Source organism: Mycobacterium sp. (assembly GCF_049608025.1).
Taxonomy (GTDB): Bacteria; Actinomycetota; Actinomycetes; order Mycobacteriales; family Mycobacteriaceae; genus Mycobacterium.
In genome coordinates, this window is the sequence record NZ_JBMYXC010000011.1 from 65,352 (window position 1) to 90,099 (window position 24,748).

Genomic DNA, 24,748 nt, shown 5'->3' on the forward strand with positions numbered 1-24,748 from the left:
GGACTGCAGCGGCCGCTCCTCCCATGCCGCCCGGTCGGCGGCGATGAACACGTCAACGTCGCCCCAGGGCGCCACCGGAGGTTGGGTCAGGAACCGGGGCCGCTCCAGTTTGGCGGTGGCCTCGTGCAATCGCACCGCCGCGGAGACCACCTCGTCATGGCGGGGTTCAGGGGTGCCCGCGACGTAGGTGTCCGCGCGCCAGCCGGCCACGACGTATCGCCCGTCGGTGGAACGCACCGGACGGGCCAGTCGCACTCCGTCGACGAACAGCGTCTCGCGCACCTTGGCCGACCAGGCGGCACGAGCGTGCTCGGCGACCATGGACAACACGACCTCGCCGCACCGCCAGCCGCCCTCCCAGCCCGACCCCAGTGGCACCGGCTGCACTCCGGACAGCCCGAAGGCCGCAAGCACATGGTCTGGCGGGCGCTGGGCGGTCACCGTCTCAGCCTAAGCGGAACGGGGGCGAACCCCGCGTTAGTACATCACCATGTCGGGTTCGAGTTGCTTGGCCCAGGCCACGATGCCGCCTTGGAGATGAATAGCGTCGGAGAAGCCGGCTTTCTTGACCACCGCCAGTGCTTCTGCCGACCGCACGCCGGTCTTGCAGTACAGCACCGGTACCCGATCATGGGGCAACTTCGCCAGGCCGTCGCCGGACTCGATGGTCGACTTCGGGATGAGCTCGGCACCCGCGATGCGGTTGATATCCCATTCGACCGGCTCGCGGACGTCGATCAGCGCGAATTTCTCGCTTGAGTCGAGCATCTCGCGCAATTCTCGCGGCGTGATGGTGGCGTCCGCTGCAGCTTCAGTGGCCTCGTCTGAAACGACTCCGCAAAAAGCCTCGTAGTCGATGAGTTCGGTGATCTTCGGCGTGGCCGGGTCCTTGCGGATCTTGATCGTGCGGTACGTCATGTCCAGAGCGTCGTAAACCATCAAACGGCCGAGCAGCGTCTCCCCGATACCGGTGATCAGCTTGATCGCCTCGGTGCCCATCACCGAGGCGATGGAGGCGCACAGAACGCCGAGCACGCCCCCCTCGGCACAGGACGGAACCATCCCTGGCGGGGGCGGCTCTGGATAGAGGTCGCGGTAGTTGAGCCCCGCGCCGTCAGGGGCGTCCTCCCAGAACACCGAAACCTGGCCTTCGAAGCGGTAGATCGAACCCCACACGTACGGTTTGCCCGCCAGTACGGCGGCATCGTTGACCAGGTATCGCGTTGCGAAGTTGTCCGTGCCGTCAAGAATCAGATCGTATTGGCCGAACAGGTTCACGGCGTTCGCCGTTTCCAGGCGGACCTCGTGCAACCGCACCTCGACCAGCGGGTTGACCTCACGGATCGAATCCCGTGCGCTCTGCGCCTTGGACCTGCCGATATCGGACTGCCCGTGGATGATTTGACGCTGCAGATTGGACTCGTCGACCACGTCGAACTCGACGATCCCGATGGTGCCCACCCCCGCGGCGGCCAGGTAGAGCAATGTCGGCGACCCCAGCCCGCCGGCCCCGATGACCAGCACTCGGGCGTTCTTCAACCTCTTCTGCCCGTCCAGTCCGAGATCCGGGATGATGAGGTGGCGGCTGTAGCGCGCAACCTCTTCGCGTGTGAGTTCCGCGGCTGGCTCTACCAGCGGCGGCAAGGGTGTCGACACCGGGTTCTCCTTGGTTCGGGCGGTACGAAGACATCGCAACAGGTGTGTATGGGTGAATCAACAGCAGCGAGGGCCTGACGCTTCCCGCCCAGTCCCAAGTCACGAGGGTACCCAGTCACCGGAGGTACGACGGCGCGGCACTGGGCCGACGCGCCGCCCCTGGAAGAGTCAGGATCCTAGACAAAGTCGGGACCGTGGAGAAGTCGGGAACGCGGGGTAAGTCGGGCAGTTACGCGATCGGATAGGGCCAGGGGTTGAACCGGCAGGTCTCACCGTCGGCGGTCACCGTGCCCGGGTCGAACTTGGCCGCGTCGTCGTTGCTGGTCGAGAAGGTCTGCTGCATCATGACCGGCGCCAGCTCGCCGTCTGCGGCACACTGTTCGTGACGCTGGTATCCGATGGCGTGGCCCACCTCGTGGTTGATCAGATACTGGCGATAGGAGCCGACGTCGCCCTGAAACGGCACCGCCCCGCGCACCCAGCGCGCTTCGTTGACAAATACCCGCGGCTGACCCTCGAACACCGGGTTGTAGCAGGACGCCTCCAGGGGGATGTCGTATCCGCAACCTCCCCGGACCGTCATCGGCGATGTCAGCGACACCCGGAAGTCGGGTTCGACGCCTGAGCTGGCATCCACCCGGGTAAAGGCGAATTGCGCATTGTGCGTCCAACTCTTCGGGTTGTCCAGCGTCTCGCTGACCATTTGCGCGAAACCTTCGTCGCCGCCGTAGGTGGTGGTGTCGATACCGTCCTCCACCTCGACGGTGTAGGTGAACGCCTTGGTGGTGCCCTCACCGACCTGCGGGGTGGTGCCGGGCACGACATGCCAGGTTCCGGCGCCGGCCGGGGTGAATGGCCCGCCGTCGGGCAGGATTCCGGTCGGCAGATTCGCGTCGAACTCCGTGAGGCCCTTGGGCGGCGCCCCGATGATCGCGGTGCTGGCGACACCTATCGTCGGTGGCCCCTGCACGGGACCTTCATCGTCCGCCGTCTGCGGCACGCTGGTGCCGGAGATGGTCTGGTAGATGATCACCATCGTCAGCGCGGCCAAAACCGGCAGCGCATAAGCGCGCCATCCGTACATCGAGATGAAGCGACCGAGCCAGGTCTGCTTGCGCCATCGCTGGTGGCCATCTCGGTTGGACCTGACCCGACCTGGCTGCTCAGCCAGGGGATCGCGTTGGGCACGAAGCGGCTCTCGCCGCTCATCGTGCAGCACGGGAACGCGACCGCCCCCGCGCCCCGGGTCGTAGGTCACTGACACAGAATGACACAGCTCAGAAAACTTGCACTCTCGGCACGCCATCGTGCGGGGCGAGCAACCGGCGTCGCTCCTCACCCGAGCGGCCGGCGAACGGTAGTAGTCTCATTGCGAGACTGAACGAAAATCCGCCGGCGGCGCCGGCTACAGATCTAGAGGTTCTGATGAGCAATCTCGCCAAGACGGCGCAGCGTCGGGGAGGACAGCCGGCCAACGGTAGCGGGTTGCCTGCTACCGCGGCTCGGCGCGGCAACCGGCTGCCGCGGGACGAGCGCCGCGGACAGTTGCTGATCGCCGCCAGCGAGGTGTTCGTCGACCGCGGCTACCACGCCGCGGGAATGGATGAGATCGCTGACCGGGCAGGTGTCAGCAAACCGGTTCTCTACCAGCACTTCACCTCAAAGGTCGAGCTCTATCTGGCGGTGCTGAATCGGCATGTGGAGAACCTGGTGTCGGGTGTTCGTCAGGCGCTGCGGACCACCACTGACAATCGCCAGCGGGTGCGTGCTGCGGTGGAGGCGTTCTTTGACTTCATCGAGCACGACAGCCAGGGCTACCGATTGATCTTCGAGAACGACTACGTGACCGAGCCTCAGGTGGCCGCCCAGGTCAAGGTCGCCACCGAGTCATGCACCGATGCGGTGTTCGATCTCATCAGCCACGACTCCGGGCTGGAGCCCCATCGCGCCAGGATGATCGCGGTGGGCCTGGTGAGCATCAGCGTCGACTCCGCACGCTACTGGCTCAACAATGAGCGGCCGATCGCCAAGGCCGATGCCGTGGAAGGCACGGTGCAGTTCATCTGGGGCGGGCTGTCCCACGTGCCGCTCACCAGATCCTGACTCAGCCTGCGGACTTGGTCGCCTCTGTACCCACCGCACCCACACCGAATCCCACTCTGCGCGAGTCGACCGCTCCGATCTCGACATAGGCGATCTTCGCCGACTGCACGAGAAAACGCCGCCCCTTGTCGTCGGTGAGGCTCAGCACGCCGGCCCCCTCGGCGCCCAATGCATCGGCGACCGATTTCTCCACCTCTGCCGGCGTCTGCGCGCTGTTGAGAATCAATTCGCGCGGGCTATCGGTGACACCGATCTTGACCTCCACGGTGAGAACCTTTCCGTTTGTCTGCTGGTCTCCTTCCCAGGAGGCTAGTGGACGGCGGCCCCGCGAGGTGACGATGGGACCTTCGCGTGCAGCGAACAGTCGCCCGGCCACCGAATCAAGCCCCGGCGAGACTGCCTCGAGACTGCCGCGAGACTGCCGCGAGACACAGAAACTCGGGCTTGACCGAACCGCGTCCCGACCGTGACCGAGAGCCAGGCGCGTTGACCTCATACGTCACTTCCGCCTCGATAGCATCGGGCCTGAAAACCTACGGAAGTGACTGGGACAGCTGGATGAACAGGCCTTATACCGCGCAATCACCGTACTCACTGACTCCGACCGAGCGCATTCGCGGCTCACGCGGGGGCAGGCGCTACGGCCGGGGTCGCGACGCTCACGGCTATGGCCACGGCCAGGGCGATATGGATACTGACGTCCTCACGCCCTACCCAGGAGACGACCGCGAGTACGACCCCGACGGCTACGGCCCAGACAACTACGACCTCGACGGGTACGACCCCGAGTACGACCGCGACGGCTACGACCCAGACAACTACGACCCCGAGTACGGCCCGGACAGCTACGACCCGGACAAGTACGACCCCGAATACGACGAAGCCCGCATCGACCGCCGGTGGATGTGGATCGCCGGTGTGGCCGGCGCCGTTCTCTTTATCTCCGTCATCATCGCCAGCCTGATCCTCGGCGGTGGGGACAGCGGTTCGGTGTCAGCCACCATCGTGTCCACGGAGGCGTCCGCGGCCCCGACCCCCAGCGCAGCGGCCCAGCCGTCGGCGCCCCGCGGGGCCGCTCCGCCGACCATGCCGTCCTTGCCGGCTGAAACCGTCACCACAGTGACCCGGGCACCAAGCCCGACCGCACAGCCACCGGAAGCACAGCCCCTGCTGCCCGCACCGCAGGCGGCCCCGCCCCCCGCGGCCGTCCCGGGCACCGTCACCTACCGGATCACCGGCGAGCGCCGGCTCATCGATCTGGTGACGGTCATCTACACAGACCAGCAGGGTGCGCTGGTGACCGACTTGAACGTCGCGTTGCCCTGGACCAAGACGGTGGTGCTGGATCCCGGCGTCACGCTGAGTTCGGTGACCGCGACCAGCGTCGCGGGTCAGCTCAACTGCAGCATCACCGACGCGAACGGCACCCTGATCGCCTCGCAGAACAACAACTCGATGATCACCAACTGCACGCGGTAGCAGAACCGCTCAGGCCAGCCCCAACTCGTGCATCCGGGTGTTGTGGGTGTGCTGCAATCGGTCGAAGAAGTCCGTCATGTGCGCCAGCCCGCCACCGGCCATCACGAGGTCGACCAGTTCGTCATGGTCGGCGAGCACGAACTGGGCCTGGGTGATGGCCTCACCCAGCAGCCGCCGCGACCACAGCGCCAAGCGGTGCCGCTGACGGTCACTGGCCGTCACCGCTGCCTGCACCTCAGCCAGGACGAACTGCGAGTGACCCGTCTCGGCAAGCACCGAGCGCACCACATCGGCGGAATCGTCGGGCATCGAGCCAGCGGTCTCCAGATAGAGATCGGCGGCCATCGCGTCGCCCACATAGGTCTTGACCAGGGCCTCGAGCCACGTGCTCGGAGTGGTCAGCCGGTGGTAGTTCTCCAGCGCCGAGGCGTACTTGGTCATCGCCGACACGACGTCGACTCCCCGGCGCTCCAACGCGTCGCGCAGCAGCTCGTAATGGTTCATCTCGGCGGCCGCCATCGTGGCCATGTTGATCCGGCCACGCAGGTTGGGTGCCATCCGCGCCTCGTCGGTGAGGCGGTAGAACGCCGCAACCTCGCCATACGCCAGCAGCGCGAACAGCTCATTGATGCCCGGGTGCTCAGAGGACACAGACGACGCGGGTGCAGCAGAACCAGCGGACCCGTCCGACACGACTGCGCCGCTGCGCGCCCCCGCCGGGGCAGGACCAGCGGCCGCAGATGGCGTCGAAGTCATGACCCCAACTGTAGAGCGCCGAGGAGCCTCCCACGAGCCCCAGCCGAGCGCGGTACCTGTAAAGCGACCCGACCAGCTACCATGAAGGTGGTGTCGGCGCTCAATGTCGACAGATCTATCCAGGTCACATCGGCTGGCACTCGCCGCGGACACCGCGAAAACAGCACTTTGACAATGTGCGTGCACGCAGACGGCCCGCCTCCTCAGCGCAGGGCCTTGACGGAGTTCTCTTCACAACTCGTGCGCGCGTGAACGCTACGAGGAATGAATTGAAAGGCTTTGTCTCCCCCGTATGACACTTGAAACCCCGAATACCAGTCCATCATTTGCCCAACTCGGAGTTCGCGAAGAGATTGTGCGCGCGCTGTCCGAATCCGGCATCGAGCATCCCTTCGCCATTCAGGAACTGACCCTGCCGCTGGCACTGTCCGGCGACGACCTGATCGGCCAGGCCCGTACCGGCATGGGCAAGACCTACGCCTTCGGCGTGCCCCTCCTCAACGGGATCACCACAGATTCCGAACGCCCGCTCAGCGGCATACCGCGAGCGCTGATCGTCGTCCCCACCCGCGAGCTGTGCCTGCAGGTCTTCGGTGATCTGGAGGTGGCGTCGAAGTACCTGATCGCCGACCACGAGGGCGACAGCCGCCCGCTGTCGGTCGTGGCGATCTACGGCGGACGTCCCTACGAACCGCAGATCGAGGCGCTGCAGAAGGGCGCGGACGTCGTGGTCGGCACCCCCGGCAGGCTGCTCGACCTCGCGCAGCAGGGGCACCTGCAGCTCGGCGGCTTGTCCAAGCTGGTGCTCGACGAAGCCGACGAAATGCTCGACCTTGGCTTCCTGCCCGACATCGAGCGGATCCTCAAGCAGATCCCGGCCAAGCGGCAAGCGATGCTGTTCTCGGCGACCATGCCGGATCCGATCATCACCCTGGCCCGCACCTTCATGAACCAGCCGACGCACATCCGGGCCGAGGCCCCGCACTCGGCGGCTACCCACGACACCACCGAGCAGTTCGCTTACCGCGCCCACGCACTCGACAAGGTCGAGATGGTCGGACGCATACTGCAGGCCCGCGGCCGGGGCGCCACCATGATCTTCACCCGCACCAAGCGCACCGCCCAAAAGGTCGCCGACGAACTCTCCGAGCGCGGATTCAAGGTCGGCGCCGTGCACGGCGACCTCGGCCAGTCTGCGCGCGAGAAAGCGCTGAAGGCCTTCCGCACCAGCGAAGTCGACGTGCTGGTCGCTACCGACGTGGCCGCACGCGGCATCGACATCGACGACATCACCCACGTCATCAACTACCAGATCCCCGAGGACGAGCAGGCGTACGTGCACCGCATCGGCCGCACCGGGCGCGCGGGCAAGACCGGCATCGCGGTGACCCTGGTGGACTGGGACGAACTGCCGCGCTGGACGATGATCGACACGGCGCTGGGGCTGGAAACACCTGATCCGGCCGAGACCTATTCGAACTCGCCGCACCTGTACGACGAACTCGACATCCCCACCGACGCCACCGGCAAGATCGGCCCCGCGCGCACTGCGCGCGGACCCAGGAAAGAGTCCAGGCGCACTTCCGCGGATGGAGAGAAGAAGCCGGCCGGCCGAAGCAGTAACCGGAATCGGCGCCGGACGCGCGGCGGCAATCCAGCTGGTGGCCATCACGAAGGCCATTCCGAAGCCGCCGAGCAGAAATCGCCCGCGGCCAGCACCGACAAGCCGGCCGACACCGGCGGCGACCCGTCGGGAGCTGCGCGATCGGGGCGCAGGCGTCGTCGGCGCCGTCCCAGCAAGACCCCGGCCGGCGGCCCCAGCTAGCTGAAACTGACCCGGGATGGTCAAACCCGAACGGCGGACTCGGGCGGACATCATGGCCGCGGTGGCGATCGCCGGTGTCATCGCTCTCGTCGCCGCCATCGTCTGGTGGACGAGCGACGCGAGAGCAACCCGCAGCGTGCCGGCGGCAGCACCGGTGCCGAGTCTGAAACCCGTCAGATCGGTGCCGGACTCGCTTGAGCAACTGTGGACTGCGCCCAGTCCCAAGACCAGCCGGCCGCTGGTGGTTTCCGGCGCCGTCGTGACCGGCGCCGGCCAGGGCATGGACGGCCGGGATCCCGCTACGGGCGAGACTCTGTGGAGTTTCGCCCGGGATCTCGACCTGTGTGGAGTGACCTGGGTCTACAACTACGCCGTAGCGGTCTACCCGGATGTGCGCGGCTGCGGGCAGGTCAGCACCGTGGACGCCAAGACCGGCCTGCGCGGACCCACTCGCACCAGTTATGCCGACCGCGAGGTGACCTTGTCCGGGGACGGCACGACGGTGCTGTCGGCCGGGAACACCCGGCTGGAGATGTGGCGCTCCGACATGGTCCGAATGCTCAGCTACGGCGCGCTGGATGCGCCGGTCAAGCCCGACGTTCCGATATCACCGTTGTGCCGGCTGGTCTCTGCCGCGGCGAGTTCGGCTGCGGTGTCGGTGCTGGAGGCGTGCGAAGGGCAAGCCGATCTACGTCTTACGCTGCTACGCCCCTCCGACGAGGAGGACACCCCGGAACTGAAGTACGTGCCGCAGAAGGGTGTCAGTGACGGCAGCGGCGCCCGCGTGGTTGCCGTCGTCCACACCACGACTGCGGTATACATACCTACCCCGAAGCCGAGACTCGACATCGTCGACGAGACAGGAATCGTGATCGCCAGCACGGTGGTTCCGGTGGCGCCCTCTCCCCAGGCGACCGCGTCACGGCCCGGCGACTTGATCACCTGGTGGACCGGCGACAGCGTAATGGTGTTCTCCGCCAACAACCTTCAGTACAAGTACACCGTTTCGGCGGCGGGAGACAACGTGCCCATCGGCCCGGCGACGATCATGGCCGGGCAGCTGCTGGTGCCTGTCAGCAACGGCTACGACGTCTTCGATCCGGCGACCGGAGTCGGTGACCGCCACATTCCGCTCCAGCGGCCCCCGGTCAACGGTGCAGCGGATCCTGCGCAACCTGTGGTGCCCGCCGTGGCCGGTTCGGTGCTGCTGGAGCAGCGCGGCAACGAATTGACGGCGCTGGGCTGACGCTGGTCGCGATTTGGGTGCCGCTGGTCGCGATGGCTGACGCTGCTCGCGATTTGGGTGCAAATTGTCACGCTCAGTGTGACCAACTGCACCCAAATCACAGCCTCAGACGTCGGGCGCGAAGGTCGCCAGCTTTTTTCCACTCTTCCAGTACTTGAGCAACGCCCCCGCGAGTTCCCGGTAGGCCAGCGCGCCTTTGTTCTTGCGCCCGGTCAACACCGACGAGCCGGAGGCGCTGGCCTCGGCGAATCGCACGGTCCGCGGGATCGGAGGGGCCAGCACCGGAAGGTTGTAGCGGTCGGCGACGTCGAGCAACACGTCACGGCTATGGGTGGTGCGCGAGTCGTACAGCGTGGGCAGCGCGCCCAACAGGGAAAGGTCGGAGTTGGTGATCTGCTGGACATCGGTGATGGTCCGCAGGAACTGTCCGACGCCGCGGTGCGCGAGCGTCTCGCACTGCAGCGGCACGATCACGTCATCGGCGGCGGTGAGGCCGTTGAGCGTCAGCACGCCCAGCGACGGTGGACAGTCGACGATCACCACGTCGAAGCTCCCGGCAATCTTGGCCAGCGCACGTTTGAGTGCATATTCCCTGCCGGCCCGCATCAACAGCATCGCCTCAGCACCCGCGAGGTCGATGTTGGCCGGCAGCAACGTCATGCCCTCCGACGTTTCGACCAGCGCCACGTCGGGTTCCACGTCACCGAGCAGCACCTCGTGCACCGAGACGGTCAGCTTGTCGGGATCCTGGCCCAGTGAGAACGTCAGACAACCCTGCGGATCCAGATCCACGAGCGCTACCCGCTTGCCCAGTTCCACCATCGCTGCACCCAGCGATGCCACCGTCGTCGTTTTGGCAACCCCACCCTTTTGATTGGCGACCGCCAGTACCCGTGTCACCGGCTTATCCTGTCATGCGCCCGAATGCGGTCAACCGGCGTGCGGCAGAATCGAGGCCGTGGGCCTTCTGCAGCACCGATTGATCCTGCTCCGACATGGTGAAACGGAGTGGTCGAAGTCGGGCCGACACACCAGCAGCACGGAGCTCGAGCTCACGCCGCGCGGTCGTGAGCAGGCGGTGGCGGCAGCCGAAACGCTGCGACAGCTCAGGTTGGACGACCCGTTCGTGATCAGTAGCCCGCGCAAGCGCGCGAGGCTCACCGCCGAACTTGCCGGTCTCACCGTCGATGAGGTCAACCCACTGATCAGCGAATGGGACTATGGGGACTACGAGGGAACCAGCACCGTGGAGATCCGCCAGGCGGTGCCGAACTGGCTGGTGTGGACGCACGGGTGCCCGGGCGGTGAGACTTCGGCGCAGGTGTGTGAGCGCGCCGACCGGGCGATCGACTTGGCGCTGCGGTACATGGACTCCCGCGACGTGGTCTTCGTCGGGCACGGCCACTTCTCCCGAGCGCTGATCACCCGCTGGATCGAGCAACCCGTCTACGAAGGCATCCGGTTTGCGATGCCGGCCGTTTCCATCGCGGTGTGCGGTTTCGAGCACGGTGTCCGTCAACTCGGCGCGTTGGCGCTGACGGGCCACCCTGACGCGGCCATGCCGGCGTGACCCGCGAACCGACGTTCGTCCTGGCCGGGCCGGAAGGTGTCATCGCCGCCGACGGCGTCCACACCGCCTTCCCGCGGATCGCCGACGCATGCGCCGCCCTGGCGTCGCACAGCACGCCGATCGTTGTGGGCGCCTTGCCTTTCGACCTCTCCAAACCGGCAGCGTTGATCCGGCCGCAGTCGGTGGGATTCACCGCAAGCCTGCCCGCGTGGCCGATGCGTGAACTCGCCACCTCACGGATCGCCGAGACGATACCGGCCGCCGATGAGCACCGCGGACGTATCAATACCGCCCTGCGGCGACTGCGTGACCCGGCCGGCGACCTGGACAAGGTTGTGCTGGCACGCGCGCTCCGGATAGCCGCCGACGGACCTCTCGACGCGAGAACCGTGCTCCAACGATTGGTCACCAATGATGCGCAGGCCAACTCCTATCTCGTAGACCTCTCCGCAGCCGGCGAAGGCTACTCGGGCACGGTGCTGGTCGGAGCCAGCCCCGAACTGCTGGTCGCCCGCCGCGGACAGCAGGTGAAATGTCAGCCGTTGGCTGGATCCGCGCCACGACTGCCCGACCCCGACGCGGACAAGGCCAGCGGCGCCGCACTCGCTGCGTCCGCCAAGAACCGACATGAGCATCAACTTGTCGTCGATGCTCTCCGCGAAGCGCTGGAACCGCTGTGCAGCGAGCTACAGATAGCAGAGCAGCCCCAACTCAGCAAGACCGCCGCGGTCTGGCACCTCTATACCCCGGTATCCGGGAGACTGCGCGAAAGGTCCACGACCGCACTTGATCTGGCCATCGCGTTGCACCCAACCCCAGCAGTGGGCGGCTCCCCCACTCGCCCAGCCACCGAGCTGATCGGCGAGATAGAAGGCGACCGCGGTTTCTACGCCGGCGCGGTGGGCTGGTGCGATCAGCGCGGCGACGGCCGCTGGGTGGTGTCGATCCGGTGTGCCCAGCTGTCCGCAGACCGTCGATCGGCCGACGCGCACTCCGGTGGCGGCATCGTCGCTGAATCCGACCCGGACGACGAGGTCGAGGAGACCACGACCAAATTCAGGACCATTCTGTCGGCCCTGGGCGTCGAGCCGTGAGTCAGCTCATCCGCCGCGTCCACCTCGGAGACGAGAGTGAACTGACCGCGATGATCCATGAGCTCGCGGAGTTCGAACGCGCCGCGGCCGACTGCTCGGTGACCGAAACCCAATTGAGGGAAGCGCTTTTCGGCCCACAACCGACGGTGCAGGGCCATCTCGTCGAGGTGGACGGCCTGGCGGCCGCGGGCGCGTTGTGGTTCCGCACCTTCTCGACCTGGGACGGTGCGGCCGGTATCCACCTCGAAGATCTGTTCGTGCGCCCCCAGTTCCGGAGGCGGGGCCTGGGCCGCAAGCTACTCGCGACGCTGGCCCGCGAATGCGTCGATCACGGCTACACGAGGCTGAGCTGGGCGGTGCTGGACTGGAACGTCAACGCGATCGCCCTCTACGACAGCGTCGGCGGCCGGCCGCAGAGCGAATGGATCACCTACCGGGTGTCCGGCCCGCGACTATCGGAACTGGCCGAAGAGTGAGCCCAATTGTCCGACTCCTCAACGATCGTCGTCGGACGGTGCCCAATTGTCCGACTCCTCAACGATCGTCGTCGGACGGTATCCGGGTCAGCCAGTGCAACACCGACGGACTGAACAGCAGCGCCAGCACGACCACCGAGACCACACCGACGAGCACCGCATAACGCAACTGACCCGAGCTGTAGACGTACCAGGCGACGCCCAGGAGCAGCAGGTTGGCGAACACCGCGATGCCGCGGCCCCACCGCCGACCGTTCCATAACGCCACACCTGCCGCCAGCACCCCCGATCCCATGATCACGAACCAGGCCGCCGTGCCGTATCCGCTGATCCCGGCCTCATCATGGCCGCCGAGTTCGCGCACCGTGAGCGCGACGGCAATCGCGATCGCCACCGCCCCCTGCAGTGCGGTGATGGCGCCGGCCAGTTGCGCCGCCCGGGGTATCACGGCGACAGCCTGCCCGCCAGGTAGCGCACCGCCATGTCGTAACCCAGCGGACCCGCACCCGCCACCACCATGTCGGCGACCGCGGAGACATAGGAGTGGTGGCGGAACTCCTCGCGGGCGTGGATGTTGCTCAGGTGCACCTCGGCGACGGGTAGTCCGACCGATCTCAACGCATCGGCGATCGCCACCGAGGTGTGGCTGTAGGCGGCGGGGTTGATGACGATTCCTACACAGTCGGCGCCCGCGGCGTGGATCGCATCGACGAGCACACCCTCGTGATTGCTCTGCACCGACCGCACCTGCAGACCCGACTCCCCAGCCACCTCGGCCGCCCTCGCCTCGATCTCGGCCAGTGTGGTGGACCCGTACACCTCAGGTTGGCGGGTGCCGAGCAGATTCAGATTCGGCCCGTTGACGAGCAGCAGACGACGTTCGGTCACCGTTGTACGGTACCGGCGAAACGCGTCCGGGACGGGGAGGCACCGGGCGTACCCGGCTAGGCTCAGCCCTCGTGCGCGCCGTATTGATCGTCAACCCGAATGCGACCTCGACGACGCCCGCGGGCCGTGATCTGCTGGCCCACGCCCTGGAGAGCCGGGTGAAGCTCGACGTCCTGCACACCGACCACCGCGGCCACGCCATCGAGATCGCGCAGGAAGCCACCCGGGGCGGGGTGGACGTGCTGATCGTGCACGGCGGCGACGGCACCGTGAACGAGGTGGTCAACGGCATCCTCGGCGAGCAGGGACCAGCCAACTCCGGCCCCGCGGTGGGCGTGGTGCCCGGCGGATCGGCCAACGTATTCGCCCGCGCTCTGGGGATCAGCCCGGACCCCACCGAGGCCACCAACCAGCTCGTCGACCTGCTCGGGGACTACCGTCGCCACCAGACCTGGCGGCGCATCGGTCTGATGGACTGTCAGGACCGCTGGGGGGTGTTCACCGCGGGCATGGGTGTCGACGGCGACGTCGTCGCCGCCATCGAGGCGCAACGGGCGAAGGGACGCAAGGTCACCGCGTCGCGCTACATTCGGTTCGCGTTCCGCGAGATGTTGGCCAATGCGCGCCGCGATCCCACGCTGACCGTGCACCTGCCTGGCCGCGAGCCCGTCTCCGGTGTGCATTTCGCGTTCGTGTCGAACTCCAGCCCCTGGACCTACGCCAACGCGCGCCCGGTCTGGACGAACCCCGACACCACCTTCGAAACAGGCCTGGGTGTGTTCGCCGTGACGAGCATGAATGTCTGGGCCAACCTGAGACTGACCCGGCGGATGCTGTCGCGCAACCCACGTATCGAGGCCAAGCACCTGATCCGCGACGACGACCTGGCCTGGTTGAAGGTGACCAGCGACACGCCCATCGCATGTCAGATCGATGGCGATTACGTCGGACTGCGCGAGGAGATGGAGTTCACCGCGGTTCCCAACGCTCTCGGCGTTGTTGCCCCGCCGCCGAATGCGGATTGATCCACCGCCCTGACCTGCACGAACTGAACTTCCCAGCGTGTTGCCAGTTGAGATTTAGGGCGCAGATGGGCTAAGTGTAGTACAACAGTGTTAGCGGCCCGGAAACGGGCCTCGGTAGTGACCCGGTAGTGACATTGCCCACGTGTTAACGAAGTGCTATTGACATCTGTACAGCCTGTGAAAGCATCGGATGCAACAGCGCGGAAACATTTGGTGCGCTCGCGTTAACAGTCGAATTAAAGTTCGTGCGCTCTGCTGCGCAAATGAAAAGGAGTGGACTCATGGATTGGCGCCACAAGGCCATTTGTCGCGACGAGGATCCGGAACTGTTCTTCCCGGTGGGAAACAGCGGACCGGCTCTAGCCCAGATCGCTGACGCGAAGATCGTCTGCAACCGTTGCCCCGTTACCGCCGAGTGCCTGAGCTGGGCATTGGAGTCCGGCCAGGACGCCGGCGTCTGGGGCGGCATGAGCGAGGACGAACGTCGCGCGCTCAAGCGTCGCAACGCCCGCACCAAGGCGCGTAGCGGCGTCTAACCCAATCCGGCACCTGCGTCACGGCCCCGGCGAAAGTCGGGGCCGTCGCTATGTGCACACATAGCAGCGCGCACATAGCGACCGGTTTCTTCTGTCGGCACCATTTCTTTCGGACGAATCAGTATTGGCTGGTACGGCCACGCCTGCCGATCGGTACCCGCAGCATCACAGCGGTGCCGCCCGAGGCGAGGTCATGCATGCCCAGTGACCCGTCGAGTTCCGCCGACACCAGCGTGCGCACGATCTGAAGACCGAGGCTGTCAGACTTCTCCGGGCTGAAGCCGTCCGGCAGCCCCCGCCCGTCATCGCGAACGACGACGTCGAGCCAGCGAGCGGAACGCTCGGCCCGGATGGTGACGCAGCCCTGCGCTGTCGTGTCGCCGAAAGCGTGCGCGATGGCGTTTTGCACCAGCTCGGTGATGACCATGACCAGGGCGGTGGCACGGTCAGCGTCCAAGACGCCTAGCTCGCCGACGCGGTTGATCCGGATCGGGGCGTCCACAGTTGCCACGTCGTTCATGATGGGCAGAATCCGGTCGATGACCTCGTCGAGGTTGACCTCCTCATCCACCGACATGGACAGGGCATCATGCACGAGCGCAATCGATGACACCCGGCGCACGGATTCGAACAGCGCCTCGCGGCCCTCGGTGTTGGTGGTACGGCGCGCCTGCAGACGCAGCAGCGCCGCAACCGTCTGCAGGTTGTTCTTCACGCGGTGATGGATCTCGCGGATCGTCGCGTCCTTCGACAGCAGGGCCCGATCGCGGCGCTTGATCTCGGTGACGTCGCGAATCAGCACTGCGGCCCCCAAAGGTGCGCCGTGCACGACCAACGGCAGCGTACGCACCAGCACCGCGGCACCGCCGGCGTCGACCTCCATGCGCATATCGGAACCACCAGCCAGCGCATCGACGACATGACCCGCCAACTCCTGCGCTTCGAAGGGATCTGAGATCGCCGGGCGGGTCACGCTGATCAGATCTTGGCCCTCCAGTTCGGCGGTCAACCCCATCCGGTGATACGCCGAGATCGCGTTCGGACTGGCGAACGTCACGACCCCTCTGTCATCCAGCCGGATGAACCCATCGCCCACCCGTGGGCTTGATCGCGACATCGCGAGGTCGCCGACATTGGGGAACGTGCCCTCGGACAACATGTGCAGCAGGTCGCCGGCACAGTCCACGTACGCGGTCTCCAAGGGACTGGCCTGGCGCGGCGCCGGCGAGGCATGACGGGTGAGCACGGCCACGACGTCTGACCCGTGCCGCACCGGCACCGCCTCGACCTTGAGGCGAGGTGAGCCGAACTGGCCCTCCACTGTGGCGCGGCCGATGACGCCAGGCCGGAAGGCCGCGTCCACGATCGGAATGTCCTCGCTGCCGGCGGGTGTGCCGACAGCGTCCGCCAGCAGCACAGTCGGCGCGGTGTTGGGCCGTACCTGGGCCACACACACGACACTTCCATCGTCGCGGCGCACCCACATCAGGTAGTCGGCGAACGACAGGTCAGCCAGCAGCTGCCATTCACCGACCACAGCGTGCAGGTGATCCACAGCGCTACCGGGGAGGACGGTGTGCTCGGCGAGCAGGTCACCGAGGGTGGACATGACCTACTGCTTCCGGCGCTGCTGGGTCGGCCCGGGCACCGGGCGCTAGCTGATGACGGCGATGAGGTCGCCCGCCTGAATGACGTCGCCGACGGACACGCTCACCTTGCTGATGGTGCCGGCGACCTCGGCGAGGACCGGAATCTCCATCTTCATCGACTCAAGCAACACCAGGGTGTCGCCTTCGGCGATCTGATCGCCGTCGTGGACCACGACTTCGAGCACACTGGCCACTATCTCCGCGCGGACGTCCTCAGCCATCTTCACCCCACTCCGGTTACCGCTGGTGCGGTCGCTGTCGCGTTCCATCGAACCACACCACCGGCGGGGCGACCTTTTGATCGGGCCGTGAGACACGTGAGACACTGGTGCACATGCGCCCGCGGGATGCGGGCACGACGAACTAGGACGACTCCCGACCATTCAGACCATACGGAGGACAATCATGGCTAAGCGTGGACGCAAGAAGCGCGACCGCAAGCATTCCAAGGCGAACCACGGCAAACGGCCGAACGCCGGTTCGAAGTCGGTGCGCTAACCGCGACGAATGATCGTGGTGCGGCTGATCTCTATGCGAAGCCGCTCACGTAGGCCCTCCGGGGCGTGCTCGCCGCTGCACTTGGTGGCGATCAAGGTCTTGATCCTCTCCTCGACGCCGTAGTGCCGCAGGCACGTCGGGCACTCTTCGAGGTGCAGGCGCAGCTTCTCGCGCGTCTCAACGGTGCATTCACCGTCGAGCAGCGTCCATACCTCCGCGATGACCGCAGCGCACTCGGGATGATCTGGGTCGATCGGGCCGACCGGCGGGGTCCAGCGTTCGTCCTGGCTCACGACGAGACCTCCTCGGGCGCATCGAACTGCTCACCGCGCAGGAAGCCCCGCTCCCGGGCCACATCGACCAACGACGCGCGTAACTGGCGCCTGCCGCGGTGCAACCGGGACATCACCGTCCCAATCGGCGTGTCCATGATTTCGGCGATCTCCTTGTAGGGGAAGCCTTCGACGTCGGCGTAATACACCGCCATTCGAAATTCTTCGGGCAGCGCCTGCAGGGCTTCCTTGATCTCACTATCGGGTATCAGTTCCAGCGCCTCGACCTCAGCGGACCGCAGTCCGGTCGAGGAATGTTCGGCGCTTGCCGCCAGCTGCCAGTCGGTGATCTCATCGGTCGGATACTCCGCCGGCCGGCGCTGCTTCTTGCGGTAAATGTTGATGTAGGTGTTGGTCAAGATGCGGTACAACCAGGCCTTGAGGTTCGTGCCCTCGCGAAACGAGCGGAATCCCGCGTAGGCCTTGACCATGGTTTCCTGCAACAGATCCTCCGCGTCGGCGGGATTGCGGGTCATCCGCAGTGCGCCACCGTAGAGCTGATCGAGCAGTGGGATCGCGTCCCGTTCGAAGCGGGCTGTCAGCTCGGCATCGGATTCCCCATGCTTTGCCTCGGTCCCCGAATCAGGCTGGGAATCAGGTTGGGGAACGGACGGGGGCGCCGGGTCTCCCTCCCGGGCCGCATCGGAAGCCGACCCATCGGTGTCGGTCATCGGGGGGAACACCGTCCCTTCTGTCGTGGCTCCGCCAAACACGTCCAGCAATTCCACCGAACGCACTGGGGCCTCCATGGCCGTCGCTGGCACCATCAATACCCTTCCGCCGATCCTAGAGGTTGCCACCGACAACCCTGCCCGGGCCGCGGTAGGAACTACTACCGCTGTGTCAGAAGACTGCCGCCAAGCTGTGTCAGAAAACTGCCACCAATAGGAAACTATGGCCAACAAGAAAACTATGGCCAACAACAGGCCGTGGGGAACCGTTGTTCCCCCGCGCACCCATGGCCGCCGCGGTCGGGCGTACCCACCGGCGTTTGAGCGGTGCTCCCGGCACCCGTGCGGAATACTGACCTCGCCATGGATCTGCTCAGCACGATCATCGTCGTTACCGCCACTGTCCTCCTGGCCGCAGCTCTGTTGTGGTGGACTCTGCGGCGACGCGCGCGGTTCCGTGCGGCAGTCGAGCACCGCGGGTGGCAGCTGTCCCGATCCGGCCAAACCACCACCGTCGTCCCTGCCACGGGTGACTGGACCGTCACGCTGACCCGTTCCTACGCCGTCCAGATGTCGCCACCGGGCTCGCGGGTGATCACCACCGTCTGGCACGCTCCAACGCCCGCCGTGCAGGCAGCTGCCTTGATCGCCGGCCCCGCTCCCGACCCGGAATTGCGAGACCTGGCCGCTGAACTGCTCGGATCAGCGACCGCGGTGATGACCCGCTGGTTGGGCATCGACCGGGTGAGCGGCGGCCGACCTCTGAGCTCGGTGCCCTCCGACGCACGGCTGCTGGTGTTTGCGACGGAGGGCTACGGCTCGGTAGGCGCCCTCACCGACGTCGCCGAAGCGATCAGCGCATGGTGCGAGGTCTATCCCGCCGAGCGAGAGCAGCCGGTGATGTCGATCAACGACGCAGGTATCGGCGTCCGCGTGCGCACCGACGTGCTGAGATCCGTCGAGCAACTCGACGCGTTCGTCGACCTCGGATTGCGGTGCCGCGGTGCCATCGGCGGATCCAGGGCATGACGCTGACCCTCGCCTGGGGCGCGATAGCGGTGATCACCGGCGTGGCGGGGTACCGCTGGCGACACCGGACGTTGCGGCTGTGCCTTCTGGTCGTCGGCGCAGCGCTCGCCCTGACGCTGGCGGTGGTGCTCACCGGCGAGTACGCGCCGGACCTCTTCTTCAGCGCCACAAAGATCTTCATCGCGACCGTGCTGCTGTCGATCTTGTCGGTGCTGCTCGTTGCTCGCAGCCTGCCCCAGCTCGTCAGCAAGCATGACCGGCACTCGGTGGCGATTGTGTTCTCGGTGATCGTTGTCATGTATCTGGCGGTCGGCGCATTCCTGGCCGCCGCGGCCGACAATCAGCTGCGCGTGACGACCTTGCCCGAAGTGCGGACCCGTGACGAGTTCCTGGAATGGCGTGATTCCCCGGTGGACCCGGGCGAGATGCTCCTCGAGGCCAGGATCAGTGCTGCCATGCCGGAGCTGGAAGCCCCGCAGCACCACGGCACGACCGCCTGGTACCGGTGCCCCGAGATCGGCCCAATCCGGTTGCCGGCATTCGGCGGGCTCCTGCCCTCGCGGTACCTGCTCGACCTCCCGGGCGGCCCCCCAGTGGTAGCAAGCGGTATCGAATCGGGCAATCAAGCCTGGGCCTGGCCCTCCGCCAGCGACGGCTCCGCCGGATGTGCGCTGCGTCGAGGCGACCCGGTGGTCGTCTGGGGCAATCTGACGCCCGGCATGGGCACCGGCGGGGGTCCCACCTCCTACACCGGGTTGGCCGACGTGCGGAAGATCGCGGTCGGCGATATCCGGTCCTTTCTGGACGGATATGTCCCCGTCGCCGAACACACTGGGCGGGCCGTGCTCGGGTTGGCAACACTCAACGGCCTGCTTGCCGCAGTGATGGCCGGCATCGGCCTGATGACTTTCCGGCGCCTCGCCCGCACCGGCGATGCAACACCACCCAAGATCACCTGGCGATCCGGCCCCCGGTGATAACCAGGGCGGCGACCGCGGACAACCCGGCCGGCCAGCGCCGAATATGCTGATACCCATGTCACTTGCAGGGAAGACCTTGTTCATCTCGGGTGCCAGTCGCGGAATCGGGCTGGCGATCGCCAAACGAGTCGCCTCCGATGGCGCCAACATCGCGCTGGTCGCCAAGACCGCCGAGCCCCATCCCAAACTGCCGGGCACGGTCTACACCGCCGCCAAGGAGATCGAGGAGGTCGGCGGCCAGGCGCTGCCGATCGTCGGCGACATCCGAGACGGCGACTCAGTGGCTGCCGCAGTAGCCAAGACCGTCGAGCAGTTCGGCGGCATCGATATCTGCGTCAACAACGCCTCGGCGATCAATCTCGGCTCCATCGAGGAGGTGCCGCTGAAGCGCTTCGACCTCATGAACGGCATCCAGGTGCGCGGCACCTACGCGGTGTCACAGGCGTGCATCCCGCACATGAAGGGCCGGGACAACCCCCACATCCTGACGCTGTCGCCACCCATTCTGCTGGAATCCAAGTGGCTGCGGCCGACCCCATACATGATGGCCAAGTTCGGTATGACGTTATGCGCCTTGGGTATTGCCGAAGAGATGCGGGCCACCGGGATCGCCTCCAACACCCTGTGGCCGCGCACGATGGTGGCCACCGCCGCAGTGCAGAACCTGCTCGGCGGCGACGAGTCGATGGCCCGGTCGCGTAAACCCGAGGTGTACTCCGACGCCGCGTACGCCGTCCTGACCAAACCTGCCAGCTACACCGGCAACACGCTGCTGTGCGAGGACGTGCTGCTCGAGGCCGGCGTCACCGATCTGTCGGTGTACGACTGCGTCCCCGGGTCGGACCTGGGCGTCGACTTCTGGGTGGAGGGCGCCAACCCGCCGGGATACACGCAGCCCTAAACCCGCGTCGGTCTCCCGAACCGAGAGTGCACGCCCGGTGAGAACAACGCGCGCAACCGCGGGCCGGCGACGCTGATACCCGCGGCGGCCACCAGGTCATCGTCGAGCTCGACGATCTCGGCCGTTCGCAACGGCCAGGTGGCGTGCTCGTTGGGCATCCACCAGGTGCGGCCTGCTTTGCGGGTGTGCGCGCCCCACCGCGCGGTCAGCCAAACCTCCAACGGTGTGGGCTCCACAGGTGCGCCCACGGTTACCTCGGCCAGGCTGCTCAGACCGCGGTGCGGCCAGCGCCGGGTGCTGGCGTAGGAAATGCGATCCGCCGACCGCGTGACGCACATCTTCGCCCAGGTATACGGAAACCCCAGGCCGATTCTGGTCACGGGCACCGCGGCCAGCCGCTGGGTCTCAAGCGACCTGAACAGCACACCGTGTCGGCCGGCGTCGTCCACCGAATAGAGCCGGACGTTGGTCTCGGCGAATGTCCCGAAATACCCCAGCGGCACCGCGGTTCCCAACCGGGTGTGGCGCATGACGAACGGCACCAGCCCGACGTAGGTCAATCCGTCGGCAAAAACATCCGGACGGGTGCCGGGCGGGTAAAGGGGTGCGACCGTGACGGGGTCGACTGGCCAGTGCACGAAGGTGAGGTCTGCCCAGAACTGGTCGATTATCACTGGGCGCGGCAACGGCGGCGCTACCGGGCTGAATCCTGCAAGCTCGCCGTCCATTGGGCCATCGTGGCACGCTGCGGCGATATCGTCACCGATAGCGTGTTTGGCCATTGGCTCCTGGCCGGTTACAGCAGCGTGGCTTGCTCCGGTTCCGGGCCGACCGGTGCGATGAGTTCCGGCCCGTTGTTGCGGACGCTGTTCACCAAACGGGAAACTTCGCGAACCTGAACGCGGTCCAGGTCGCCGTGGCCACCCAGCAGGCCTTCGTCGACCGGCGCGTCGGGGTCCAGCCAGCGGTCCCAGTCCCGCTCGCTGATCGTCAGCGGCATCCGGTCGTGAATCTCGGCGAGCGAACCCACGGCATCAGTGGTGATGATCGTGCAGCTCAACAACGGCGACTCGACGGAGGCGGACCCGCCATCTCGTCGGGGCCGCCACGTCGACCACAGCCCGGCCATGAACAGCGGCTCTCCGTCGCCGGCGTAGAGGTAGAACGGCGTCTTCGCACCCTTGCCCTCCCCCATTCGGGCCCACTCGTACCAACCATCCATCGGTACCAGACAGCGCTTGCTTTTCACCGAACTGCGGAACGCCGGCGAGCTGGTCACCCGTTCGGCCCGGGCGTTGATCAGCAGCGGGCCCTTGGTGTCCGGGCCGCCCTCGGCGGTGGCCTTGACCCACGACGGTATGAGCCCCCAACGCATCCGCCGCACCCGGCGGGTCGACTCGTCGCCGGGTTCGCTGTGCCGCTTCACCACCGTGCTGACGGTCTGCGTGGGTGCCACGTTGTAATTCGGCGCCATGGCGTGAGAACCCGAGGCGTGAGACCCTGAGTGGCTGGACCCCGAGTGGTCGGGTCCGGGTGCTTTTTTTGACCCGGCGGCCACCCGCACCCCTGCGACCTGGGTAGCCTCGTCGATCGCGTCGATCTTCTCGGCCAGCAGCGCGGGATCGGTCGTCGCCACGAATCGCCCACACATGCTCCCCATGGTGGCAGACCCCGGTGACAGGCAAGAATAGGAACCCGTGAGCATCTGGCCGGCCCCGTCGACCGGGATTCCTGTGCAAGCGACCGTCACCGTCCCCGGTTCGAAGTCGCAAACCAACCGAGCACTGTTGCTCGCCGCCCTGGCCGTACCGCAGGGGCCCTCCACGATCAGCGGCGCCTTGCGCAGCCGCGATACCGACCTGATGATCGGCGCACTTCAGGCGCTCGGGATCAGCGTCGAAACCCAGCGCGGGCAGCCCGCCGACGACACCGAGCTGACCATCAGTGGCACGCTCGCACCACAGCCCGGTCTGCGTATCGACTGTGGCCTGGCGGGAACGGTGTTGCGCTTCGTGCCGCCGGTGGCGGCGTTGAGCACCCGAACAGTGACCTTCGACGGCGACAAGCAGGCCCGTACCCGCCCGATCGCACCGCTACTCGACGGGCTGCGCGGACTCGGCGTCCGCGTCGAGGGAGACAGCCTGCCCTTCACCGTCCGCGGCGATGGGTCCGTGCGCGGCGGCACGGTCGAGATCGACGCGTCGGGCTCCTCGCAATTCGTTTCGGGCCTGCTGCTCTCGGGTGCCGCATTCACCGAGGGATTGACGATCCTGCACAGTGGCGACTCGGTGCCCTCTGCGCCGCACGTGGCCATGACGGTGTCGATGCTCCGCGACGCCGGCGTCGGTGTCGATGACTCCCAGCCCAACCGGTGGCAGGTGGCCCCGGGCCCGATCGCTGCCCGGCACTGGACCATCGAACCCGACCTGTCCAATGCGGTGCCGTTCCTGGCCGCCGCTGTGGTCAGTGCCGGCACGGTTCGCGTCACCGGCTGGCCGGCGGTGAGCACACAGCCGGCAGAGGCCATCCTGGCCATCCTGCGGGAGCTCGGTTCCGTTGTGCACCAGTGTAATTCATATCTGGAAGTACAGGGCGCAGCGACTTACGGCGGCATCGACGTCGACCTGCACGACGTCGGTGAGCTCGCCCCGTCGGTGGCCGCACTGGCTGCGCTGGCCGCCCCGGGGGCAGTGTCGCGGCTTCGGGGAATCGCCCACCTGCGCGGCCACGAAACCGATCGGCTGACCGCGTTGCGCACCGAACTCAACCGCCTCGGCGGCCACTGCGCGGAGGACCCCGACGGGTTGACCATCACCGCGCGACCGATGCACGGCGGCACCTGGCGGTCCTACGCCGACCATCGCATGGCGACCGCCGGCGCGATCGTGGGCTTGCGGGTTCCCGACGTGGAGGTCGAGGACATCGGCACCACCGCCAAGACGCTGCCCGACTTTCCGCACCTGTGGGCCGCCATGCTGGCCGGTCAGAACACGGATCGGTAAGAGGTCTGCACGCTTGACTCCACGCGAGTACGACGAAACCGATGTCCGGCTGCGCCCCGGCCGGAGTTCGCGGCCGCGGACGAAAACCCGCCCCGAGCACGCCGACGCGCAGCAAGCCATGGTGGTCGCCGTCGACCGGGGCCGGTGGGGTTGCGTACTCGGCCGCGACCCGGCTCACCGGGTGACCGCGATGCGCGCGCGCGAGTTGGGCCGCACGCCGATCGTGGTCGGCGACGATGTCGACGTCGTCGGCGACCTCTCCGGCCGCACCGACACGCTGGCCCGCATCGTCCGACGCGGAGAACGCCGAACAGTGCTGCGCCGCACCGCCGATGACACGGATCCCACCGAGCGTGTCTTCGTCGCCAACGCCGACCAGCTGCTGATCGTCGTCGCGCTGGCCGATCCTCCGCCGCGCGCCGGCCTGGTCGAACGCGCATTGATCGCGGCCTACGCCGGCGGGCTGGCACCGATCCTGTGCCTGACCAAAACCGACCTCACCCCGGCCGAGCCGTTCGCCGCACAGTTCGCCGACCTTGACCTGACCATCGTCACCGCCGGCCGCGGCGACCATCTCGACGCAGTGGTGTCCGTGCTGACCGACCGGGTCACCGCCCTGCTGGGCCACTCCGGAGTGGGCAAGTCCACCCTGGTGAATCGCCTTGTCCCCGAGGCGGAACGGGCGACCGGAGGGGTCACGGGCGTCGGCAAGGGCAGGCACACATCGACACAATCGGTGGCGCTGCCTCTGGAGTTCGGTGGGTGGGTCATCGACACGCCCGGAATCCGGTCGTTCGGCCTCGCCCACATCGCCCCCGACGATGTGATGATGGCGTTCTCCGATCTGGCTGAAGCGATCGCCGACTGCCCGCGGGGATGCGGACACAGGGGCCCGCCCGCGGACCCGGAGTGCGCCCTGGACGCGTTATCGGGCCCGGCAGCGGGTCGGGTCGGCGCAGCGCGAAGGCTGCTCGCGGTTCACTCTGCCCAGTCAACTCGTGGAATCAGTTGAACGGAAAGAAGATGGGGACC

Annotated in this window: 29 protein-coding genes; 15 read left to right on the top strand and 14 right to left on the bottom strand. The window is 66.7% G+C overall.

Going from position 1 to position 24,748, the window contains the following annotated elements:
* From ACPGXI_RS06125 to ACPGXI_RS06135, 3 genes are all read right to left on the bottom strand, one after another.
* Positions 1–441, bottom strand: a 441-nt coding sequence (locus tag ACPGXI_RS06125) for a TIGR02569 family protein (protein ID WP_526650865.1), incomplete at its 3' end; no start/stop codon positions are given.
* A gap of 36 nt (positions 442–477) precedes the next feature.
* Positions 478–1,656, bottom strand: a complete 1,179-nt coding sequence (gene moeZ / locus ACPGXI_RS06130; protein ID WP_526650867.1) for an adenylyltransferase/sulfurtransferase MoeZ — start codon at positions 1,654–1,656, stop codon at positions 478–480.
* Positions 1,657–1,885: 229 nt separating this feature from the next.
* Positions 1,886–2,914, bottom strand: a complete 1,029-nt coding sequence (locus ACPGXI_RS06135) for a DUF3152 domain-containing protein (RefSeq protein ID WP_526650869.1) — start codon at positions 2,912–2,914, stop codon at positions 1,886–1,888.
* Positions 2,915–3,081: 167 nt separating this feature from the next.
* Between ACPGXI_RS06135 and fasR the strand changes: the two genes are divergently transcribed.
* Complete coding sequence (fasR, locus tag ACPGXI_RS06140; protein ID WP_526650871.1) at positions 3,082–3,759, top strand: HTH-type transcriptional activator FasR; 678 nt, start codon at positions 3,082–3,084, stop codon at positions 3,757–3,759.
* A 1-nt stretch (position 3,760) separates the two neighbouring features.
* Here fasR and ACPGXI_RS06145 read toward each other — a convergent pair whose 3' ends face one another.
* Complete coding sequence (locus ACPGXI_RS06145) at positions 3,761–4,024, bottom strand: DUF3107 family protein (protein WP_526650873.1); 264 nt, start codon at positions 4,022–4,024, stop codon at positions 3,761–3,763.
* Positions 4,025–4,317: 293 nt separating this feature from the next.
* Here ACPGXI_RS06145 and ACPGXI_RS06150 point away from each other — a divergent pair, with 293 nt between their 5' ends.
* Entirely contained in the window at positions 4,318–5,238 is a 921-nt protein-coding gene (locus ACPGXI_RS06150) for a hypothetical protein (RefSeq protein WP_526650875.1), read from the top strand.
* Positions 5,239–5,247: 9 nt separating this feature from the next.
* Here the strand turns inward: ACPGXI_RS06150 and ACPGXI_RS06155 are convergent, their stop codons facing one another.
* Positions 5,248–5,994, bottom strand: coding sequence for a ferritin-like fold-containing protein (locus tag ACPGXI_RS06155; RefSeq protein ID WP_526650877.1), 747 nt, complete (start codon positions 5,992–5,994; stop codon positions 5,248–5,250).
* 292 nt (positions 5,995–6,286) lie between these two features.
* Here ACPGXI_RS06155 and ACPGXI_RS06160 point away from each other — a divergent pair, with 292 nt between their 5' ends.
* The gene (locus ACPGXI_RS06160; RefSeq protein WP_526650879.1) at positions 6,287–7,819 is read left to right on the top strand and encodes a DEAD/DEAH box helicase; all 1,533 of its coding nucleotides are present in this window, start codon (positions 6,287–6,289) and stop codon (positions 7,817–7,819) included.
* 16 nt (positions 7,820–7,835) lie between these two features.
* On the top strand, positions 7,836–9,065 hold the full coding sequence (locus ACPGXI_RS06165; RefSeq protein ID WP_526650881.1) for an Rv3212 family protein: 1,230 nt from the start codon (positions 7,836–7,838) through the stop codon (positions 9,063–9,065).
* Positions 9,066–9,170: 105 nt separating this feature from the next.
* Here the strand turns inward: ACPGXI_RS06165 and ACPGXI_RS06170 are convergent, their stop codons facing one another.
* The gene (locus ACPGXI_RS06170) at positions 9,171–9,965 is read right to left on the bottom strand and encodes a ParA family protein (protein ID WP_526650882.1); all 795 of its coding nucleotides are present in this window, start codon (positions 9,963–9,965) and stop codon (positions 9,171–9,173) included.
* Between the two features lie 58 nt (positions 9,966–10,023).
* Here ACPGXI_RS06170 and ACPGXI_RS06175 point away from each other — a divergent pair, with 58 nt between their 5' ends.
* The 3 genes from ACPGXI_RS06175 to ACPGXI_RS06185 are packed head-to-tail and all read left to right on the top strand — an operon-like array spanning position 10,024 to position 12,205.
* On the top strand, positions 10,024–10,635 hold the full coding sequence (locus ACPGXI_RS06175; RefSeq protein WP_526650884.1) for an acid phosphatase: 612 nt from the start codon (positions 10,024–10,026) through the stop codon (positions 10,633–10,635).
* A complete protein-coding gene (locus ACPGXI_RS06180) occupies positions 10,632–11,729 on the top strand; it encodes an isochorismate synthase (RefSeq protein WP_526650886.1) in 1,098 nt (365 codons plus the stop codon). Before ACPGXI_RS06175 ends, ACPGXI_RS06180 begins: the two co-directional genes overlap by 4 nt.
* On the top strand, positions 11,726–12,205 hold the full coding sequence (locus tag ACPGXI_RS06185) for a GNAT family N-acetyltransferase (protein WP_526650888.1): 480 nt from the start codon (positions 11,726–11,728) through the stop codon (positions 12,203–12,205). Before ACPGXI_RS06180 ends, ACPGXI_RS06185 begins: the two co-directional genes overlap by 4 nt.
* Positions 12,206–12,263: 58 nt before the next feature.
* Here the strand turns inward: ACPGXI_RS06185 and ACPGXI_RS06190 are convergent, their stop codons facing one another.
* Complete coding sequence (locus ACPGXI_RS06190) at positions 12,264–12,653, bottom strand: hypothetical protein (protein WP_526650890.1); 390 nt, start codon at positions 12,651–12,653, stop codon at positions 12,264–12,266.
* Positions 12,650–13,093: a type II 3-dehydroquinate dehydratase gene (aroQ, locus tag ACPGXI_RS06195; protein ID WP_526650892.1), complete on the bottom strand. Its 444-nt coding sequence runs from the start codon at positions 13,091–13,093 to the stop codon at positions 12,650–12,652. Before aroQ ends, ACPGXI_RS06190 begins: the two co-directional genes overlap by 4 nt.
* Before the next feature lie 71 nt (positions 13,094–13,164).
* On the opposite strand from aroQ, the gene ACPGXI_RS06200 reads away from it, so the two are divergent.
* Positions 13,165–14,118, top strand: a complete 954-nt coding sequence (locus ACPGXI_RS06200; RefSeq protein ID WP_526650894.1) for a diacylglycerol/lipid kinase family protein — start codon at positions 13,165–13,167, stop codon at positions 14,116–14,118.
* A gap of 281 nt (positions 14,119–14,399) precedes the next feature.
* Positions 14,400–14,654 carry a WhiB family transcriptional regulator gene (locus ACPGXI_RS06205; protein ID WP_526650896.1) on the top strand — a complete coding sequence of 85 codons (255 nt, stop codon included), beginning with the start codon at positions 14,400–14,402 and terminating at the stop codon, positions 14,652–14,654.
* 118 nt (positions 14,655–14,772) lie between these two features.
* Here the strand turns inward: ACPGXI_RS06205 and pdtaS are convergent, their stop codons facing one another.
* Positions 14,773–16,263 carry a two-component system sensor histidine kinase PdtaS gene (pdtaS, locus tag ACPGXI_RS06210; RefSeq protein WP_526650898.1) on the bottom strand — a complete coding sequence of 497 codons (1,491 nt, stop codon included), beginning with the start codon at positions 16,261–16,263 and terminating at the stop codon, positions 14,773–14,775.
* 45 nt (positions 16,264–16,308) lie between these two features.
* Positions 16,309–16,524: a biotin/lipoyl-binding carrier protein gene (locus ACPGXI_RS06215; RefSeq protein WP_526650928.1), complete on the bottom strand. Its 216-nt coding sequence runs from the start codon at positions 16,522–16,524 to the stop codon at positions 16,309–16,311.
* Between the two features lie 184 nt (positions 16,525–16,708).
* Here ACPGXI_RS06215 and ACPGXI_RS06220 point away from each other — a divergent pair, with 184 nt between their 5' ends.
* The gene (locus ACPGXI_RS06220; RefSeq protein WP_003882799.1) at positions 16,709–16,801 is read left to right on the top strand and encodes a 50S ribosomal protein bL37; all 93 of its coding nucleotides are present in this window, start codon (positions 16,709–16,711) and stop codon (positions 16,799–16,801) included.
* On the opposite strand, the gene rsrA is transcribed toward ACPGXI_RS06220, so the two are convergent.
* Entirely contained in the window at positions 16,798–17,094 is a 297-nt protein-coding gene (gene rsrA, locus ACPGXI_RS06225) for a mycothiol system anti-sigma-R factor (RefSeq protein ID WP_526650900.1), read from the bottom strand. The two genes, ACPGXI_RS06220 and rsrA, sit on opposite strands and share 4 nt — an antisense overlap.
* Positions 17,091–17,900 (bottom strand): sigma-70 family RNA polymerase sigma factor, encoded by an 810-nt coding sequence (locus tag ACPGXI_RS06230; protein WP_526650902.1) that lies wholly within the window; start codon positions 17,898–17,900, stop codon positions 17,091–17,093. The genes rsrA and ACPGXI_RS06230 overlap by 4 nt, the downstream gene beginning before the upstream one ends.
* Positions 17,901–18,167: 267 nt before the next feature.
* Between ACPGXI_RS06230 and ACPGXI_RS06235 the strand changes: the two genes are divergently transcribed.
* The 3 genes from ACPGXI_RS06235 to ACPGXI_RS06245 are packed head-to-tail and all read left to right on the top strand — an operon-like array spanning position 18,168 to position 20,714.
* Positions 18,168–18,833: a hypothetical protein gene (locus ACPGXI_RS06235; protein ID WP_526650904.1), complete on the top strand. Its 666-nt coding sequence runs from the start codon at positions 18,168–18,170 to the stop codon at positions 18,831–18,833.
* On the top strand, positions 18,830–19,810 hold the full coding sequence (locus ACPGXI_RS06240) for a hypothetical protein (protein ID WP_526650906.1): 981 nt from the start codon (positions 18,830–18,832) through the stop codon (positions 19,808–19,810). Before ACPGXI_RS06235 ends, ACPGXI_RS06240 begins: the two co-directional genes overlap by 4 nt.
* A 58-nt stretch (positions 19,811–19,868) precedes the next feature.
* The gene (locus tag ACPGXI_RS06245) at positions 19,869–20,714 is read left to right on the top strand and encodes an SDR family oxidoreductase (protein WP_526650908.1); all 846 of its coding nucleotides are present in this window, start codon (positions 19,869–19,871) and stop codon (positions 20,712–20,714) included.
* Here the strand turns inward: ACPGXI_RS06245 and ACPGXI_RS06250 are convergent.
* On the bottom strand, positions 20,711–21,442 hold the full coding sequence (locus ACPGXI_RS06250) for a YqjF family protein (protein WP_526650930.1): 732 nt from the start codon (positions 21,440–21,442) through the stop codon (positions 20,711–20,713). The genes ACPGXI_RS06245 and ACPGXI_RS06250 overlap by 4 nt on opposite strands.
* A gap of 68 nt (positions 21,443–21,510) precedes the next feature.
* Positions 21,511–22,365 (bottom strand): SOS response-associated peptidase, encoded by an 855-nt coding sequence (locus ACPGXI_RS06255; protein ID WP_526650910.1) that lies wholly within the window; start codon positions 22,363–22,365, stop codon positions 21,511–21,513.
* 46 nt (positions 22,366–22,411) lie between these two features.
* Between ACPGXI_RS06255 and aroA the strand changes: the two genes are divergently transcribed.
* Together aroA and rsgA are read left to right on the top strand one after the other, a co-directional pair.
* A complete protein-coding gene (aroA, locus tag ACPGXI_RS06260) occupies positions 22,412–23,716 on the top strand; it encodes a 3-phosphoshikimate 1-carboxyvinyltransferase (RefSeq protein WP_526650912.1) in 1,305 nt (434 codons plus the stop codon).
* 13 nt (positions 23,717–23,729) lie between these two features.
* Positions 23,730–24,728 carry a ribosome small subunit-dependent GTPase A gene (rsgA, locus tag ACPGXI_RS06265; protein WP_526650914.1) on the top strand — a complete coding sequence of 333 codons (999 nt, stop codon included), beginning with the start codon at positions 23,730–23,732 and terminating at the stop codon, positions 24,726–24,728.
* Positions 24,729–24,748: the final 20 nt, after the last annotated feature.

Bases quoted from the DNA above. Each gene is read 5' to 3' on its own strand.
- fasR (WP_526650871.1), top strand. From the start codon at position 3,082: ATGAGCAATCTCGCCAAGACGGCGCAGCGTCGGGGAGGACAGCCGGCC.
- ACPGXI_RS06150 (WP_526650875.1), top strand. From the start codon at position 4,318: ATGAACAGGCCTTATACCGCGCAATCACCGTACTCACTGACTCCGACC.
- ACPGXI_RS06155 (WP_526650877.1), bottom strand. From the start codon at position 5,994: ATGACTTCGACGCCATCTGCGGCCGCTGGTCCTGCCCCGGCGGGGGCG.
- ACPGXI_RS06160 (WP_526650879.1), top strand. From the start codon at position 6,287: ATGACACTTGAAACCCCGAATACCAGTCCATCATTTGCCCAACTCGGA.
- ACPGXI_RS06165 (WP_526650881.1), top strand. From the start codon at position 7,836: ATGGTCAAACCCGAACGGCGGACTCGGGCGGACATCATGGCCGCGGTG.
- ACPGXI_RS06205 (WP_526650896.1), top strand. From the start codon at position 14,400: ATGGATTGGCGCCACAAGGCCATTTGTCGCGACGAGGATCCGGAACTG.
- pdtaS (WP_526650898.1), bottom strand. From the start codon at position 16,263: ATGTCCACCCTCGGTGACCTGCTCGCCGAGCACACCGTCCTCCCCGGT.
- ACPGXI_RS06215 (WP_526650928.1), bottom strand. From the start codon at position 16,524: ATGGCTGAGGACGTCCGCGCGGAGATAGTGGCCAGTGTGCTCGAAGTC.
- ACPGXI_RS06220 (WP_003882799.1), top strand. From the start codon at position 16,709: ATGGCTAAGCGTGGACGCAAGAAGCGCGACCGCAAGCATTCCAAGGCG.
- ACPGXI_RS06230 (WP_526650902.1), bottom strand. From the start codon at position 17,900: ATGGTGCCAGCGACGGCCATGGAGGCCCCAGTGCGTTCGGTGGAATTG.
- ACPGXI_RS06235 (WP_526650904.1), top strand. From the start codon at position 18,168: ATGGATCTGCTCAGCACGATCATCGTCGTTACCGCCACTGTCCTCCTG.
- ACPGXI_RS06240 (WP_526650906.1), top strand. From the start codon at position 18,830: ATGACGCTGACCCTCGCCTGGGGCGCGATAGCGGTGATCACCGGCGTG.
- ACPGXI_RS06245 (WP_526650908.1), top strand. From the start codon at position 19,869: ATGTCACTTGCAGGGAAGACCTTGTTCATCTCGGGTGCCAGTCGCGGA.
- ACPGXI_RS06250 (WP_526650930.1), bottom strand. From the start codon at position 21,442: ATGGACGGCGAGCTTGCAGGATTCAGCCCGGTAGCGCCGCCGTTGCCG.
- ACPGXI_RS06255 (WP_526650910.1), bottom strand. From the start codon at position 22,365: ATGTGTGGGCGATTCGTGGCGACGACCGATCCCGCGCTGCTGGCCGAG.